16 protein-coding genes are annotated in these 16718 nt (G+C 47.2%); 5 read left to right on the forward strand and 11 right to left on the reverse strand.

Annotated features, from left to right (window positions below):
- Nucleotides 1-35: 35 nt before the first annotated feature.
- Nucleotides 36-266, reverse strand: coding sequence for a YgjV family protein (locus CWB99_RS19355; RefSeq protein WP_138551510.1), 231 nt, complete (start codon nt 264-266; stop codon nt 36-38).
- 316 nt (nt 267-582) lie between these two features.
- Here CWB99_RS19355 and CWB99_RS19360 point away from each other — a divergent pair, with 316 nt between their 5' ends.
- The 3 genes from CWB99_RS19360 (at nt 583) to CWB99_RS24195 (ending at nt 4078) form a co-directional block, all read left to right on the forward strand.
- Entirely contained in the window at nt 583-1239 is a 657-nt protein-coding gene (locus CWB99_RS19360; RefSeq protein WP_138551511.1) for a Crp/Fnr family transcriptional regulator, read from the forward strand.
- A gap of 243 nt (nt 1240-1482) precedes the next feature.
- Nucleotides 1483-3423, forward strand: a complete 1941-nt coding sequence (locus CWB99_RS19365; protein ID WP_138551512.1) for a hypothetical protein — start codon at nt 1483-1485, stop codon at nt 3421-3423.
- A gap of 505 nt (nt 3424-3928) precedes the next feature.
- On the forward strand, nt 3929-4078 hold the full coding sequence (locus CWB99_RS24195; RefSeq protein WP_171045401.1) for a hypothetical protein: 150 nt from the start codon (nt 3929-3931) through the stop codon (nt 4076-4078).
- 6 nt (nt 4079-4084) lie between these two features.
- Here CWB99_RS24195 and recA read toward each other — a convergent pair whose 3' ends face one another.
- Both recA and CWB99_RS19375 read right to left on the reverse strand, forming a co-directional pair.
- A complete protein-coding gene (recA, locus tag CWB99_RS19370; RefSeq protein WP_138551513.1) occupies nt 4085-5137 on the reverse strand; it encodes a recombinase RecA in 1053 nt (350 codons plus the stop codon).
- Between the two features lie 65 nt (nt 5138-5202).
- On the reverse strand, nt 5203-5694 hold the full coding sequence (locus CWB99_RS19375) for a CinA family protein (protein ID WP_138551514.1): 492 nt from the start codon (nt 5692-5694) through the stop codon (nt 5203-5205).
- A 24-nt stretch (nt 5695-5718) separates the two neighbouring features.
- Between CWB99_RS19375 and mutS the strand changes: the two genes are divergently transcribed.
- Nucleotides 5719-8307, forward strand: coding sequence for a DNA mismatch repair protein MutS (gene mutS, locus CWB99_RS19380; protein WP_138551515.1), 2589 nt, complete (start codon nt 5719-5721; stop codon nt 8305-8307).
- A gap of 47 nt (nt 8308-8354) precedes the next feature.
- Here mutS and CWB99_RS19385 read toward each other — a convergent pair whose 3' ends face one another.
- Entirely contained in the window at nt 8355-9611 is a 1257-nt protein-coding gene (locus tag CWB99_RS19385) for an outer membrane protein transport protein (RefSeq protein WP_138551516.1), read from the reverse strand.
- A 293-nt stretch (nt 9612-9904) separates the two neighbouring features.
- Here CWB99_RS19385 and CWB99_RS19390 point away from each other — a divergent pair, with 293 nt between their 5' ends.
- Nucleotides 9905-10216 (forward strand): hypothetical protein, encoded by a 312-nt coding sequence (locus tag CWB99_RS19390; protein ID WP_138551517.1) that lies wholly within the window; start codon nt 9905-9907, stop codon nt 10214-10216.
- On the opposite strand, the gene CWB99_RS19395 is transcribed toward CWB99_RS19390, so the two are convergent.
- From CWB99_RS19395 to ftsY, 7 genes are all read right to left on the reverse strand, one after another.
- Nucleotides 10176-11429 carry an HD-GYP domain-containing protein gene (locus CWB99_RS19395; protein ID WP_138551518.1) on the reverse strand — a complete coding sequence of 418 codons (1254 nt, stop codon included), beginning with the start codon at nt 11427-11429 and terminating at the stop codon, nt 10176-10178. The two genes, CWB99_RS19390 and CWB99_RS19395, sit on opposite strands and share 41 nt — an antisense overlap.
- A gap of 165 nt (nt 11430-11594) precedes the next feature.
- Entirely contained in the window at nt 11595-11930 is a 336-nt protein-coding gene (gene rraB / locus CWB99_RS19400; protein ID WP_138551519.1) for a ribonuclease E inhibitor RraB, read from the reverse strand.
- Nucleotides 11905-12642, reverse strand: a complete 738-nt coding sequence (locus CWB99_RS19405; protein WP_138551520.1) for a 1-acylglycerol-3-phosphate O-acyltransferase — start codon at nt 12640-12642, stop codon at nt 11905-11907. Before CWB99_RS19405 ends, rraB begins: the two co-directional genes overlap by 26 nt.
- 135 nt (nt 12643-12777) lie before the next feature.
- On the reverse strand, nt 12778-13641 hold the full coding sequence (gene rpoH, locus CWB99_RS19410; protein ID WP_054014420.1) for an RNA polymerase sigma factor RpoH: 864 nt from the start codon (nt 13639-13641) through the stop codon (nt 12778-12780).
- 309 nt (nt 13642-13950) lie between these two features.
- Nucleotides 13951-14937: a permease-like cell division protein FtsX gene (gene ftsX / locus CWB99_RS19415; RefSeq protein ID WP_138551521.1), complete on the reverse strand. Its 987-nt coding sequence runs from the start codon at nt 14935-14937 to the stop codon at nt 13951-13953.
- Nucleotides 14934-15626 (reverse strand): cell division ATP-binding protein FtsE, encoded by a 693-nt coding sequence (gene ftsE / locus CWB99_RS19420; protein WP_054014418.1) that lies wholly within the window; start codon nt 15624-15626, stop codon nt 14934-14936. Before ftsE ends, ftsX begins: the two co-directional genes overlap by 4 nt.
- A gap of 81 nt (nt 15627-15707) precedes the next feature.
- Nucleotides 15708-16718 (reverse strand): signal recognition particle-docking protein FtsY (ftsY, locus tag CWB99_RS19425; protein WP_138686217.1); only part of this gene is annotated, 1011 nt, incomplete at its 5' end.

Raw genomic sequence — 16718 nt, forward strand, 5'->3', positions numbered from 1 at the left:
AGACACAGAGCGACCGTGTATACCGCGCTCGCTCTTTATGACTGAGGACTGTTTTCTGCTCTGTGCAGCTTAGCCAGGTGATAAATGTTCACCACTGCCAACAAGCCATTGGTTAAAGCAACTGGCCAGGCCGTGATCATCACCCCATATATGGTAAAACATATACACCCTGCGAGGTTGAACCAGCGTAACTTAACCACATTGGACATCATCAGAGAAATGACTAAAAACGCAGACGCTACATAACCTAAAAGTTCCCAAGTCATTTGTTCTCTCCTCGCAAGTGAGTTAGCATTATTCAGTGTAGACGCCAAGGCTCAGAATGCTGGATAATGATATCAGCTTAGCTGGCGTCGACCTGCGTTAATTGCAAAAGCAGTTGCCATCAACACAGGCTACATGAATAAAAAGGCTAACTCACTAAACCCCACAGAAATTAGGACCTGAAATAAGCTCTAACACGGGAACGGGGGTGAAAAGCACTTAGCCTCTCAATCGGGTGAGTTAGCGTGAAACCGATAAGTGTCATGCTATCTTCATAACAAATTAATAAATAGGACAATTGTCCGAAGAGCCATCCAGATGTTTCAATATCATTTTTCAACCACTTTGGTGGAACAACTGCTCAGTTTTGCAGGTAACAGTTTTCAGCACACAAAAAAAGAAGTGCTAATCCACCAGGATGAGCCTCTCACAAAGCTGATCCTGGTGAGAAGTGGTACGGTGTCTTTCAGTTACGATGTCGGAAATGGTCGGCGCCTGTTGCTTGGCCAGCTGGACTGCAATAATACCTTGATAGGTGAAATTGAAGCGCTCAATAATCAACCCTGTATATACACAGTAACTTGCCTCAATGACGTTCAATACAATTTGATAGAGCTCAAACATTGGCGGCAGCTGCTGCTTTCTCAGCCTGAGTTGAGCCTGTATACCGCACAAACCATTGCAGCAAAATTCACTGAAAACCAAAAAATAAACCTGGACAAATTGTTACTGCCACTGAGCTATAATATTGCCAAAGACTGTTTGCTCAGAGCCGAAAACAATCATCCCGCGCTTTTACGCGCCTATTCAACGGTCAGTGCTGAAGCTGAACGGTTCGCCACAACTGAGCGCGCATATCGCCGAGTGGTCACCGAGCTTGTTGAAAAAGGGTTAATAGTGAGAACATCAGAGGGCTTAAAGCCCGTAGATTTGACTAAATTGCAAGCTTTTATTGACGCTTTTGCACAAATTTAATCGTTCATTATTCTTCAGAAAAATGGATTATTAACACATATGGCGTAATAACCTAAAAGTACATCAGTAGGTTATTATTTTATGTGAAATTTTGGATAAAGTTCGAGCAGTTCACTTGACGAAAAATTAATGTCGGCTTATCCTCTAAACACTAATTTGCATGCGGGGCAAGGCTCTCTTACATCTGCAAAGCATTAGTGACTACTCTCAGTTTACTTGGATTTAAAGGAAAAGGTAAAAATCATGGGAAACAAACAATTCAAACTAACTAAACTTGCCCTTGCACTGGGTTTGACAGTTAGTTTAGCAGGCTGCTTTAGCGACAATGACAACAACGTTGATATCAAGCCGCCACCGGAAGACAAAACAGTTGCAGTTTTACCTGGCGACATTGTGGTTGAAAAGCAAGCAGGTTCATTCTCAATCGTAGTTACAGACTCCAAAGGTGTGCCACTGAGCGATGAAGTTAGCGCTACTATCAACTTCACCGGCGACAACACTGCGAGTATTCTGAACACTGCTGGCGATGCACTAACAGATGAAGATAAAGCAGCAACAGGTGGTTCATTTGCGTTTACTGTAAATGAAGTTCCTGCTGACGGTCTGTCCTTTGATTTCGTGATCACAGCTGACGGCTTCCTTTCGAATTCAGGTACAGTTGAACTGTCAAGCACAGACACAGACGTTGCTGATCAGGTCCGCCTAACAGCGCGCTCTCTTGAGCAAGCAGATGACGCAGCACCTATCATTGCGACTACAAGCTCACTTGCTGACGTTGCTGGCGAAGGCGTAACAACGTCTTACACAGCTGAAGGCGGTCTGGCACTTGAAGGCGCGGATAGCATCACTCTGAGCAAAGATCTTGACGCAACTAAAAATGCTAACAAAGCAGCCGGTGGTGTATCGGTTACTTTGAATAACGGTACTAAGTTCCGTGACAAAAACAACCAGGAACTTCAATCTGTACCAACTCTGACTGTTGCTTACTTCGGTAACGAAGCGACTCGTTCAACTTCTGAAGAAGATACAGTCGCTACACAAGAGTCTTCTCTTGATGCTTTCCCTGGCGGCCTTGGTCTGACAGTCTCTGAAGACGAAACAACTAGTCGTGAAGGTTCATTCGCTACGGGTGGTTTTGTTGCAATCGAGCTGGTTGACGAAAACGGCACTAAAGTTGACAACTTCGCTGATGGTGACATCAAAGTTGCAATGAAAGTTGACAAAAATACGTCAAACACCTGTCCGATGACTTTTGACGGCGATGCATCTGATGCAGCGGCAGTTAAAGCAGCAGCTGAAGCTGGCATGTTTAAAAACGGTGTATGTACTCAAGCTGTAGCACCACGTCAAATTGCAGTGAACGATATCTTCCCTGTGTGGAGCTACGACGAAGATGCAGGTAAGTGGTCTTTCGAAAGCTATGGTGTAGTTAAAGCTGATGCAAACGCTGAAGCAACAACACACAACGTAGCAGTATCGGTTAACCACCTGTCTTACTGGAACCTGGACTTCTTCACTTACATCCTGGATGCTGAAAAGTGTGACAACCGTCGCCTAAGCTTCGACATCAAGGATTCAAACGGCAATGACAGCCAGGTCTATGCAGATGTACTGGTTGAAGCTAACAGCTACCGTTTATTGATTGGTGCATACAACCGTACCAATCTTGCAAAAGGTACTTTCAGAAACCCACCTTCATTCCCAGTTAAACTGAAGATGATGAAAGACGGTGTGAACATTCTGGATGGTGTCACGCTTGCTGATAATACAACGCTTAACCTAGATGATGATGGTGCAGCATCAGGCGTACAATTCACTAATCTGTGTGACCTGAATGGCGGTACTCTGCAGCTGACTACAGCACCTGCTACTAACATTGTTAAGCCACTAACACCTCAGTTTGTGTGTGCAAGCAATGATGCAGACGAGCAACCAACACCAATCTCTACACCAACTATCGCTCAGCTGTTCCGCGGTGGTCGCTTCGTTAAGACCTTCTATCCTTCAGGTCAGTTTGAAGTAAGCCTGGAAAATGGTGATTCGGCAGCTTACACCGTTCGTTATAAGAACCCGAACAACAACACTTGGTTCACTCAGGCCATTGAAGCTAACACAACAGCTGCAACGCTTGATATTCCAGTTACTTGTACTGTTCAGACCATAACTGGTACTGGCGGTAGCTAATTACTAGAGTAAACTGAATTAAAGCCGCGTTTACGCGGCTTTTTTATTGCCTGCAGTTTTACGAAAGCGCACTCGATTTAAACTGCTATTAAGTGAATTTGGTATAATTATACGTACACAATATGCACCAATCTGAATGCAATCCGCACTTTCTAGAATGATTGAGCGCGCATTTCGAGCCTGACGTCCATAGTCCTACGCAGGTTTGCATTGCCGGTCGCCATGGGAGTTTGCAAGTTGACGCAGCAACAATACGAGACGACACGCAAGCAACGGGTATGTCGATAGCTTATAACGCGTCAGTCATGCAGCATAATTTTTACAATGGTGGCAAGCTTACTTTACAGCGCGCTATGTCATGTCTGTACAAGCATGGCAGCTTGTCAGTGTAGATGAAAATCAAAACGACTTTGTTAATAAGCGCTCTATGATAAGGTTGTTTTGATGAAGTGACTCAGGCGACTGCTCATCCATATTAAAAAGAATCGCAATAAGATGGTCAAAGATGAGAGATAACTATTCTGCCAATAACGCTGCACTGGCGTTTAAACGGAAAAAGGCTCTTCGTAGTAAGGGAGTTGTTGATAACGACCTGTATATCAAATACTGGCAAAAGGAGCACCCATATGAACTGCTGAGTGCTCCGCTACGCTAGTAGTCTTTATAGCTCCAGATCTTGCGTGTCAGCCAGACCTTGGTCTTCACCTTCTTCCGGCTTAATGGTTGCCTGAAGAAGTAACATTTCACGTAACTTGCCTTCAATTTCGTCAGCAATTGCCGTGTTTTCTTTTAAGAACTTAATCGAATTCGCTTTACCCTGGCCGATCTTATTACCATTATAGCTAAACCATGCGCCAGCTTTATCAACCAACTTGTGCTTCACACCCAGGTCAATCAGCTCACCCTGCTTAGAGGTACCTTCACCATACATGATAATGAATTCAGCTTGTTTAAATGGCGGGGCAACTTTGTTCTTAACAACCTTAACCCGGGTTTCGTTTCCAATAACCTCATCGCCTTCTTTAACTGAGCCAATACGACGAATATCCAAACGTACTGAAGCGTAGAATTTTAGTGCGTTACCACCTGTTGTGGTCTCCGGGTTACCGAACATCACACCAATCTTCATACGAATTTGGTTGATGAAGATACATAGGGTGTTTGAGCGCTTGATATTGGCCGTCAGTTTACGCAAAGCCTGAGACATCAGACGTGCTTGCAAACCTACGTGGGTATCACCCATTTCACCTTCAATTTCAGCCTTTGGCGTCAGTGCTGCAACAGAGTCAACAACAACTACATCTACCGCACCTGAGCGTACCAGCATGTCACAGATCTCAAGGGCTTGTTCACCCGTGTCAGGCTGAGATACGAGTAGGTCATTGACGTTGACACCCAGTTTCTCTGCGTAGACAGGATCCAGCGCGTGCTCAGCATCCACGAACGCACACGTTTTACCTTGCTTTTGAGCTTCTGCAATGGCTTGTAGTGTCAGCGTTGTTTTACCTGATGATTCAGGACCATAAATTTCTACAATACGACCAGTTGGCAAGCCGCCGATACCCAAAGCAATGTCCAGTCCCAGTGAACCTGTTGAAACGGCTTCGATGTCCAGCGCCTGGCTGTCGCCTAGTTTCATGATAGAGCCTTTACCAAATTGTCTTTCTATTTGAGACAATGCAGCGTCGAGCGCTTTTTGTTTGTTATCGTTCATTTGCTTCTCCAATCTAGCGTAGTGACGACAAGTATACTGTATAGAATTACAGTATCAAGCATATTTTAAGCATTTAGCAGAGAAATTATTTTTCTTAAAGAAAAATCAATAGCTTGCTCTCTAATCTCAGCTCTACTGCCACTAAAATAGCCCCGTTCACACAGTACTTTCCCCTGTAAATAGAAACCAAACCATACAGTACCCACAGGTTTTTCCGGTGACCCACCTCCAGGTCCAGCAACACCGGATACCGCGATAGCTACATCTGCTTGCGCCGCTGCGGCCGCGCCCTGAACCATCTCATAAACCGTTTGCTCACTGACAGCACCAAACTCTGTCAGGGTCTTTTGTGCAACGCCTAATAACTCTGATTTTGCATCGTTGCTGTAAGTAACAAAGCAACGCTCTATATAAGCTGATGAACCAGGTGTATCTGTTAACGCATAGCTAATGCCACCGCCAGTACATGATTCTGCAGTAGTGATTGTCATCGCGTTATTCGTTAGAATAGTGCCCAATTGTGCCGCCAGCCCGGCTATCTCAGTATGAAGCTCCATACTCATTTCCTTTAGGTATAAGTAATGTCGTTAGATCTTTATTCCGAACATACTATAAAACAACAAACCCCTATGATGCAGCAGTATCTTAGGATCAAAGCACAACACCCGGATATTCTGCTGTTTTATCGTATGGGTGATTTCTATGAGCTGTTCTTTGACGATGCCATCCGCGCCGCCCAACTGCTGGATATTTCCCAGACTCATCGAGGTAAAGCAGGTGGAGCACCTATTCCAATGGCTGGGGTGCCTTATCATGCAGTTGAAAATTATCTGGCTCGGTTGGTCCAGATGGGCGAGTCTGTAGCGATCTGCGAGCAGGTCGGCGACCCCGCGACCAGCAAAGGCCCTGTTGAACGCAAAGTCGTGCGCATCGTCACTCCGGGAACGGTGACCGATGAGGCCTTGCTGCAAGAGCGTCAGGACAACCTGCTGGCAGCTCTGTGGCAAGACAAACAACTGTATGGTGTCGCTTACTTAGACATCAACTCCGGACGTTTTAACATTGTTGAGCTGGCCACCGATGAAGCCCTGACTTCCACGCTGCAGCGATTGCAGCCGGCAGAGCTGCTCTACCCCGAGTCATTCAGCAACCTACTGGTACTTGAACAGGTGAAAGGGGCCAGACGCCGCCCTGACTGGGAATTTGATCTGGATACAGCTACTCATTTGCTATGTCAGCAGTTTGGCACACAGGACCTGATAGGGTTTGGTGTCGCAGATGCCAAAGCGGGATTAGTCGCAGCGGGTTGTGTCATGCAATATGTTAAGGACACTCAGCGCACTGCACTGCCGCATATTCGGGCCATTACCCTGGAGAAAAACGAACACGCCGTCATTTTGGATGCTGCCACGCGTAAAAACCTTGAGCTGACCATTAACTTGTCTGGCAGTATTGAAAACACCCTGGCACAGGTGCTGGATAAAACCGCCACGCCGATGGGCTCGCGATTGCTAAAACGGCGCATTCACACACCGGTACGCAATCGTGACGAACTCAATGCCCGGCTCAATGCCATTGCCAGCCTGATTGAATCCCAACTCAATATTGAGGTGTACGACGGTCTGCGCCAGATTGGCGATATTGAGCGTGTGGTTGCCCGCCTGGCGTTGTGTAATGCCCGCCCAAGAGACTTAACGCGATTGCGCAATGCATTGCAGGCACTGCCCCCATTGCATCACCTGCTGGGAGAAAGCAGCGATCCCAGGTTGCAGCAGATCCGCGCACATTCTCCGACTTTGCCAAAACTTCAGGATTTGCTGGAACGCGCTATCATAGATAACCCACCGGTACTGATCCGCGATGGCGGCGTGATTGCTCCCGGTTACAATAGTGAACTGGATGAATGGCGTGCGCTCAGTGAAGGGGCTACGGATGTGCTGGATCAGCTCGAAGAGCGTGAACGAGCGCGCACCGGGATCAGCACACTGAAAATTGGCTACAACAAAGTACATGGCTTTTATATTGAGATCAGCAAAGCCAACTCACATCTGGCGCCGCCCGAGTATATTCGCCGCCAGACACTGAAAAACAACGAGCGCTATATCATTCCTGAGCTCAAAGAGCATGAAGACAAAGTCCTGGGCAGTCAGAGTAAGGCACTGGCGCTTGAAAAGCAGCTGTATGAAGAGCTGTTTACTTTGATTGCACCTTATATCGAGCAGCTACAAACCATGGCGGCGGCGCTGGCCGATTTAGACGTGCTCAATACTCTGGCAGAGCGGGCGCAGACACTGGATTACTGTAAGCCTGAGCTCGGTAATGGCGATGAGATCCACATTGAAGCCGGTCGTCACCCGGTCGTGGAGCAGGTCAGTAAAGAACCCTTTATTGCCAACCCGGTTCATCTCAATGCGGATCGCAAAATGCTGATCATCACGGGTCCCAATATGGGTGGTAAATCGACGTATATGCGTCAAACCGCTCTGATAGTGCTGATGGCACACATTGGCAGTTATGTTCCTGCCAGTACTGCACAAATAGGTAAAGTCGACCGTATCTTCACGCGAATTGGCGCCAGTGACGATCTGGCTTCCGGGCGCTCCACCTTTATGGTGGAAATGACGGAAACGGCCACCATACTCAACAATGCAACCGCTCAGTCTCTGGTGCTTATGGATGAAATAGGCCGAGGTACCAGCACCTACGATGGTCTGTCTTTGGCCTATGCAACTGCCGATTACCTGGCTGGAAAAATTGCCGCGAAGACGCTATTTGCCACACACTATTTCGAGTTGACTGAGCTCGCTGAACAGCAATCAGGCCTGGTCAATGTGCACTTAGATGCCATTGAACACAACGACACAATCGCCTTTAAACACACAGTAATGGAAGGTGCAGCCAGCAAGAGTTTTGGTTTGCAGGTAGCCGGACTGGCAGGGGTACCCAAAGCGGTGCTGGCCATGGCAAAGCGTAAGTTAACACTGCTGGAACAACACCAGAGCGTGGTTGAAAACCCTCAACCAAACTCAGCGGCACCTCAGACGCAACAGAGTTTGCCGCTGATCACCGAGCCATCTGAAGTCGAGAAAATGCTTGAGCAGATTGACCCGGATGAGCTATCGCCCCGAGCAGCTCACGACCTGCTCTATCAATTAAAGGCGCTTCTTTAAGTCATAAAAAAAGCGGCTCACCAGCCGCTTTTTCATTGTAAATATGCTCAGAAGCTATGGTTATACTGCACACCGACAACCGTGGCATGGCCTTTTGACTTAAAGCCCCACTCACTGCCCAGCGCATCTTTCTCAACAAAGGTCTGCGTTTTACCACGTAAGATACTCAAACCAAAGTCCACACTGGCTGCGTCATTTAGCTGATATTCGGCGCCAAAGGAGTACCAGGTTCGGTCCGTATCCGGGATGGAGATAGACATGTGCGACTCATTGGCCGGAGAGCTGTCATAGGCCAGACCCGCTCGCAATTTCAGAGACTCATTCCACTGATAGTCTCCACCCACTGCAAATCGTAATGAGTTATCAAACAACTCCTGTTTGTTGAACACGGCTTTACCAGCCACCTGTGCCTCAAGCTCCTGAAAGCTATTCCAACCTGTCCACAGCACGCTGTAGTGCAGCGTCATTGGCTCAGTCAGTTTATGTGTACCTGAAATTTCTGCCATTGCCGGCAATGTCAGATCCAGTGTACCAGCCAGTGCTACGCCGTTGGTGCCGCCAAGCGCTGCCGGGATCTGGTTGCTGAAGTGACCATCAAAGGTAATATCTGTTTCGCTGCGGTAATGAAAACCCAAACGGTTGTCGGCGTCAATCTGATAGCTCAGGCCCAGGTTCCAGCCATAACCACTGTCGTCACCCTCCAGATTAACCACTTCAGTGCTGGCCGGGGCCTGCAATGGGTTTGCGCCCAAATGACGGATCACTTTTGCATCGGCATAAACATGATTCAGGCCCAGTGCCAGTGTCCATTGTGAATCAATTTCATAAGCCACAGAAACGCCCGTATTAATCGTAACTATCTCTGTCTCACCCGCCAGCTGACCGGCAACATAGTCGTTATCGAACTCAGTTGCCAGACCAAACTGAGAGTAGATCCCCGCACCGACTGACCACTGCTCATTCAGACGAGCGGTCATGAACACAGCAGGTACCACAGCGCTGGGCGCTATGCTGTCGTCATCCAGCTGACTGGCTGGTATGCCATTGTTTGTTGATGTACCTTGCAGGCTGACATCAGGCTTAACATACATCGCCGCAGCACTCACCTGTATCCCGTCAAACTGGCTCATTAATGCCGGGTTACGTGCAACAACAGACGCATCATCTGCCGCACTGGCTTCACCTGCATAAGCACGGCCTAACCCGGAAACATTTTGCTCTGCAAGCTGAAAAGCCGCCGCCAACGACTGGGAAGAAGTCGCAATCAAACCTGTTGCAATCAATGCGCGCAATACTCTATTCATTCTCAACCTCAATGTTATTCAACGCGAATAAAAAATTGCCCACACAGTACATAAAAGAAAAAGAAAAATCCGCAATTTAAATGCTTTTCACCGCTCAACCGAGCAAAATTGGAACATTTAAAGCATTTTATTAACACATCAGATCAGAGTAAGAGTAATCACTCTAACTCCTTTATTACAGGTTTAAATGATATTAATTCTCATTCCTATTGAAATAAGGTAGATGTTTCCATATACTCTTAGTCACATTCACAGCCCTCACTGTTCAGGGCAATTGTAGGGAGGTTAGGTCTATGCTGGCAGTATTGATGATCGGTGCACTGACATTCTGTGGCCTTAGTGTCTTCAGTTTGTGCAAGGCAAACTATTGTGCTTGCCAACGGGCTGGGCAATGCGACAATCCGCTCAACCATTACTGGTTAGCGGCAATACTCAGTGCCCTGCTTGCCTTAATGTTTAGCTGTCTGGCCCTGCATACTGAAAAAGGGACTCTGGTGTGGATCCTGATGATGGCCAGCTGCCTTGCCGGTGCCCTATTATCTGCACAATGGCAAAAGCGTAAGCTTAAACAAGCAGATGATCTTTTAACAGACGGGATAAATTGATTTGATAATCTAGAGGCCGAACGGTTGATGCAATCTTAATTTTATCTTGCTCGTTTAAATCAATGTCTTTAGCCGTGATATGGTGCATGTGCTTGGTATTATAAAAGACCCGTACTTTGGGTGCGGTCGGTGCGCCTCGATTACCTTCCAATACGATTGCCAGGCGCTCATTACTGAGCTTAACAATCGTGCCTACCGGATGTACACCAATACACTTGATAAAATGTTGCACCAGCACAGGATCAAACTGTGCCTTGTTAGCCAGTAAATAACGCAATGCGACCAAGGGCTCATCGCCATCTCGATGAGGGCGCTCAGCGGTCATCCCCTCATACACATCCACAATGGCCATTATACGCGCAGCTTTGCTGATCTGCATACCTTGCAGGCGGCGAGGATAACCGCTCCCATCCAGGCGCTCATGGTGGCTGACAATCATGTCGAGCATCAGTGGGGTGATCCCCGGCGCGTCACGGGTAAGCCCGAGAGACTGCGCAACATGGCGCTGCATGGTTTTCATTTCCAACTTGTTAAGCGGGCCATTCTTATCGATGATCCCCTGAGGTATCTTGGTGTGTCCGACGTCGTGTAGCATGGCACCAATGGCCATTTGTTCAATTACCTTTTTACCAAGGCCCAGATACTTTGCAAAGACGGTGACCAAGATGGCGCAGTTGATCATATGGCGCCAGTTAAACCCCTCTTTATCTTTGATCCGGGTAAGGATTGCCATAGCATTGGTGTTTCTCAGCACAGATCCGACGATTTCCTGACTGATATCATTGATCAGTGTCATATCGACCTGCATGCCAGTGGTTAAGTTGCCATACAGCATTTGCAGTTGCTTGTTGTGCTGCTCAAACTGTCTGGCCGCATTGGCAAACTCATCTTCCAGGCTAATTTTTTTATCTTTACTGGGCTGCGCTTTTGTTGCCTTGGCTGACTTGTCTTGTACTTGTTTGTCTTTTGGCTTTGTGTCTGGTGTGTCAGGCTTTACTTCAGGGGCCTGGTATTTTTCAGGTATCGGAATGTCACTTTGAGCAAAGTCGATATTCAGCTCAACCACCCCGTTGGCGACCAGACGAGCAATGATAGCTTCATCCCGAACCATACCCCGAGATTTGATCTTAACTTCAGCGCCTGACTTTTGCTTGTGAACGCTATCCACAAACATGCCGGGTTTTAACTCTTCAATAGGGAGGGTAACTCGCATATCGCTCGCATGATGCCTGGCGGCAGTGTAAATTGCACTAATATGCATAGACCAGACTAAATTGTCTAGTAAATGGTGTGAGTTTAAGAAAAAAGAATGAGTGTTTATTAAAGAATGTGCAGTCAGAGGCTAAACAGCACTCTGACCTTTTGTTGCGATGCTGAATTATTCCTGGAAATAGGTACCCCAGCCATCGTATTCAACGCCACAGTGCGTCGCAATTTCAACTAGTTTAGTGACATCTTCCATAATCACTTCAGCGTCTAATTCAGCTTCAACCACGACGTCGAAACCCCAGATTTTGCTGCCATCTTCCAGTTCAAGTTCAGCTGGGTCTTCTACATCGTAACCCAGTTTAAAGGCAGCGAGTGCTGCTTGTTCAAGTTTTTCAAACTCTTCACTGACAAAATGATGCTCTACTTCATACAATATATCGGGGTTCGATCCATCTTCTAACAACGACTCAACGATGTCTTCACTGATCTCTTGCCAATTTTCCACTTGCTGCTCTCACTTTTTCGTCTAACTGTGCAATATGTTCCGCCATTTTAGCATGGATCTGCTTGGCATGCTCTCGCGCTGGTATGTCTTTATCTAACGGCATGGGTGCCAGAATATCAATATACACAGTACCATTATCCCAGCGATTAAGTTTGATCTGGCCAGCTGTATTGTTCATACAAACCGGTACTACAGGCACATCCGCACTCAAAGCGGTATGAAATGCACCCGTTTTAAAAGGCAGTAATCCTCTACCGTAACTGCGTGTCCCTTCCGGGAACATCCACAATGACATACCCCGTTGTTTAATTTTCGCAATCGACTTATCCAGGGTATCGACCGCTTTTTTACGATTTGCCCTGTCGATCAGGATATTACCGGACAACCAATATAACTGGCCAAAAAATGGCACCCATTTCAGGCTTTTCTTGCCCATACTGACGGTGTTATGCGGTACCACAGCAGGCAAAGTGAACAGGTCATAATTATTTTGGTGGTTGGCAATGTACATCGCTGGACCCAGATCTTTCGCGCCCGGGTCTATCGAGATCTCAAGTTTAACCCCGATCACACGCGACATTTTACCAAACCAGGAGGCAATCACATGCACGTTATTGGCATGAAAAGGACGGATCAGACTCAACGTCAGGCCAGCCAGACAACTGAGGATGATAAACAGCGCTATTGCCAGAATTCGAACTACAGCTAACAAAATAGAGACTCCTATGATCAAGTCGGCGCATTATAATCAAATAGGCGTACACTTGTAAGCTCAATTTTATTACAGCCATAAAAAATGCCGCTCGATTGAGCGGCATTCTAAAATTTATTTAGCAGGCTTAGGCAATTAGCTCATTGCTGCCTGTAGTTTCTTCATTGCAGATTTTTCCAGCTGACGTACTCGCTCAGCAGACACCTGATATTTATCGGCCAAGTCTTGCAAGGTTGCTTTGTCTTCCGACAACCAGCGTGCGGCAACTATGTCCTGAGAGCGCTCATCCAGCGTCTTCATTGCTGCGATAAGACGGTTCTGAGACTGCTCCTGCCACTGCTCTTCTTCAATCACCTCAGCCACATCACTGCTGGCATCCGTTAAATACTGAACCGGTGAGAAGCTGCTGCTCGGTGCGTTATCGTCATCGTCTGACGTCAGGTCAAAGCCCATGTCCTGACCACTCATTCGCGATTCCATTTCACGTACTTCTTTTTCGCTCACACCTAGTTCATTAGCAACTGTGGTGATCTCTTCCTGGTTAAACCAACCCAGACGCTTTTTGTTTTTGCGCAGGTTGAAGAATAATTTACGTTGCGCTTTGGTCGTCGCAACTTTAACGATACGCCAGTTCTTTAGCACGTATTCGTGGATCTCAGCTTTGATCCAGTGTACTGCAAACGACACCAGACGCACACCCACTGTCGGATTGAAGCGCTTCACCGCTTTCATCAGACCGATGTTGCCTTCCTGAATCAGGTCTGCCTGAGGCAAGCCATAACCGGAATAGCTTTTGGCAATATGCGCAACAAATCGTAAGTGAGAGATAATGAGCTGCTTGGCTGCGTGCAAGTCCCCATCCTCATGTAGGCGGGTTGCCAGCGCTTTTTCCTGCTCAGCGTCCAGCATCGGAATAGAGCTCACCGATTGTAGGTAGCCTTCTATACTCGCGCTTTGTTGCCCAGCGGTCAGTGCCATTGCATAAATATCTTTACTCATTTTTCACCTCAGTGATAATTCGTTTTGCCAATTTTAGCACTCTTTCCCTTAGAGTGCTAAATGCAATCTACTACTTTTCCCCCTCAAAGATCAAGCTTTTTATTATTACACTTTAATTAATAATTAAGATATTGATTTTAAAGAACTAATTTAGTTTATGAAAAAGCAATCATGGTAAGCTCGTGTTCAGGTTCGCCCTACGGAGATATCAGACAGTGCTAATTTGGCAGGAAAGAGTGCTAATTTTAGCAATTGAGTATGCTAAAACTAAATCGGTTAGCACACTCACTACGACACCTCTTGGCGGCCCTATACTTTATCCGGCTCAATGTCCTTTATGTACTTTTGCACTGATAAAAAGGAACCAACAAAGCCCAGGGCAACAGCCAGCAGCAATAAACACAGCAACTCGCTCCCCGATAAGCCCTGCAATACAAAGTTGCTCTGGTATACCCCAACGACCATAGCAACCGCAGATTCAAGCCACCACAACATTAGCATGACACAGATAAACGCAATCAGGCCGCCGATAATGCCATACCAGATCCCAGTCCACAGAAATGGCGTGTGGATAAAAGTGTTCGTCGCACCGACGAGTTTAAGCACCTGGATCTCTTCTTTTTTATCCATAATAGATAGACGGATTGTATTACCGATGATCAACACAACTGCGCTAAGCAATAGCAGTCCAATGGTGATCACACTTTCTTTAAGCAAACTGAGCAAGGCATTAAGGCGTTCAAGCCATTCAATATCTAGCTTGCCAAACTCAATTTCTCTTTCCTGCTCAAGTTTATTTAGCAAGGCATTCGCCGCCTGTGCACTGCGATGGCGCACCGTCGGGGTCACGAGTACCACGCTAGGCAACGGGTTTTCTTCAAGATAGTCCAGTGCCTGACCAAACCCGGAAATGGATTTGAACTCTGCCAGCGCCTTATCTTTTCCTATGAAATTCACCGTTTCGATTTCAGGATAGAGTGCTAATCGTTTAACCAGAGTTTGCGTCGCCTGCTCACTCACGGTTTCTTTGACGAACAAAGAAATCTCTGCTGCCTCCTGAAAACCGCTACTGACTTTCTGAACATTCTTGACCACCACATAAAGTGTGGTGGGTAGTGTCAGACTCAGACCTAACACCAGAATGGTCATCATCGACGCCATGGGTGTACGCCACATTTCGCCTAAACTGTGCACGCCCTGACGCAGTATGGTAACAATGATGAAGTAACACTTCAGGATCACGGACTTGCTTTGTTTGTCGTTTTGCGAGCCGCGGCCTTTGAACAATAAACTCATAGCGTGTCTCCCGGCAGCGAAGACCCCAACAAAGGGTCCTGGATTAAGCGGCCGTGATCCAGGGTCAGGCTGCGATATTTCATCCGTGCGATCAGCCCCAGATCATGGGTAGCTATCATGACCGAGGTGCCATGGCGATTGAAGTCCTCAAACAATTTGAGAATTTCCATCGACAATTCAGGGTCCAGGTTACCGGTCGGCTCATCTGCCAGTAATAAAGGGGGCGAATTGACAATCGCCCGGGCAATGCCCACTCGCTGTTGCTCACCGCCGGATAAAGTGCTCGGCTGACACTTTACCTTATCCAGCAGACCAACCTTATCCAGCGCCGCATGAACGCGCTTAGTCATATGTTTGTGATGCGTGCCTTCTATAACCAAAGGCAGTGCCACATTGTCGAATACGTTATAGCGCTCCAGCAGGCGATGGTTCTGGAATATAATCCCAATGTCGCGACGAATATAGGGCACCTGACTATTTTTGATTTGATTCAGATCGACACCATTGATAGCGACGCGCCCAGCAGACGGGCGCTCCATCAAGCTGATCAACTTAAGCAGGGTACTCTTACCCGCACCACTGTGACCAGTCAGAAATGCCAGCTCACCTTTAGTGAGTTCAAAACTGACCTTTTCCAGCGCCCGGTGCCCACCGGGGTAAGTTTTACTGACTTGCTCAAACTTGATCATTGCCTGCCCTGCTTTCGTTATACTGCTTCCGATTTACCTGATCCCGACCAGCAGGATCAGAACAGCACTTGGTTATTATCTTTAATTATCCTGACTAAAAAGTGCTTCGATAAAGTCATCGCTCTTAAATGTTCTCAGATCGTCAATACTTTCGCCTACACCAATATAACGGATAGGTACCTTAAATTGATCTGCAACCGCAAAGATCACACCGCCCTTTGCCGTGCCATCCAGCTTAGTCAGCGTGATACCGGTCAGACCCACGGCCTGATCAAATAGTTTCACCTGGCTAATGGCATTCTGGCCGGTGCCGGCATCTATGGTTAGCATGACTTCGTGTGGCGCACCCGGATCCAGTTTCTTCATGACGCGCGCTATTTTTTCCAGCTCCTGCATCAGATTATCTTTATTTTGCAGGCGGCCTGCGGTATCTGCAATTAATACATCGACATCACGTGCTTGTGCCGCCTGGAAAGCGTCAAATACCACCGAGGCACTGTCCGCACCGGTATGCTGAGCTATCACGGGAATATCGTTACGCTCACCCCATACCTGCAACTGCTCCACAGCTGCTGCCCGGAAGGTATCACCCGCAGCCAGCATCACAGACTTACCCTGAGCCTGGAACTGCTTAGCCATCTTACCGATTGTGGTGGTTTTACCGACACCATTAACCCCGACCATCAGGATCACAAATGGCTTTTTATTGGCCGGGATCTCAAGTGGTTTTTCAGCATCTTTCAGAATGTCTGCCATTTCCTGTTTCATCAGGTCATAAAGGGCATCACCGTCTTTCAGCTGTTTACGATCTGCCGCATCGGTCAGGTTGTCGATCAGCTTCATGGTGGTATCAACACCTATATCCGCCGTCAGTAATTGTGTTTCAAGATCTTCGAACAACTCATCGTCGATCTTCTTGCCACGGAAAATATTGGCAAAGCCGGAGCCTATGTTGGTCTTGGTTTTTAACAAACCCTGCTTCAGACGTGCAAAGAACCCTTTCTTTTTAGGCTTCTCTTGTTCCTGAGCCTGACGCTCGGCTTCTTCACGTTCTGCCTGCTCTTTGGCTAAACGCGCAGCTTCCTCTCGTTC

The sequence above is a fragment of the Pseudoalteromonas rubra genome (assembly GCF_005887095.1).
Lineage (GTDB): Bacteria > Pseudomonadota > Gammaproteobacteria > Enterobacterales > Alteromonadaceae > Pseudoalteromonas > Pseudoalteromonas rubra_E.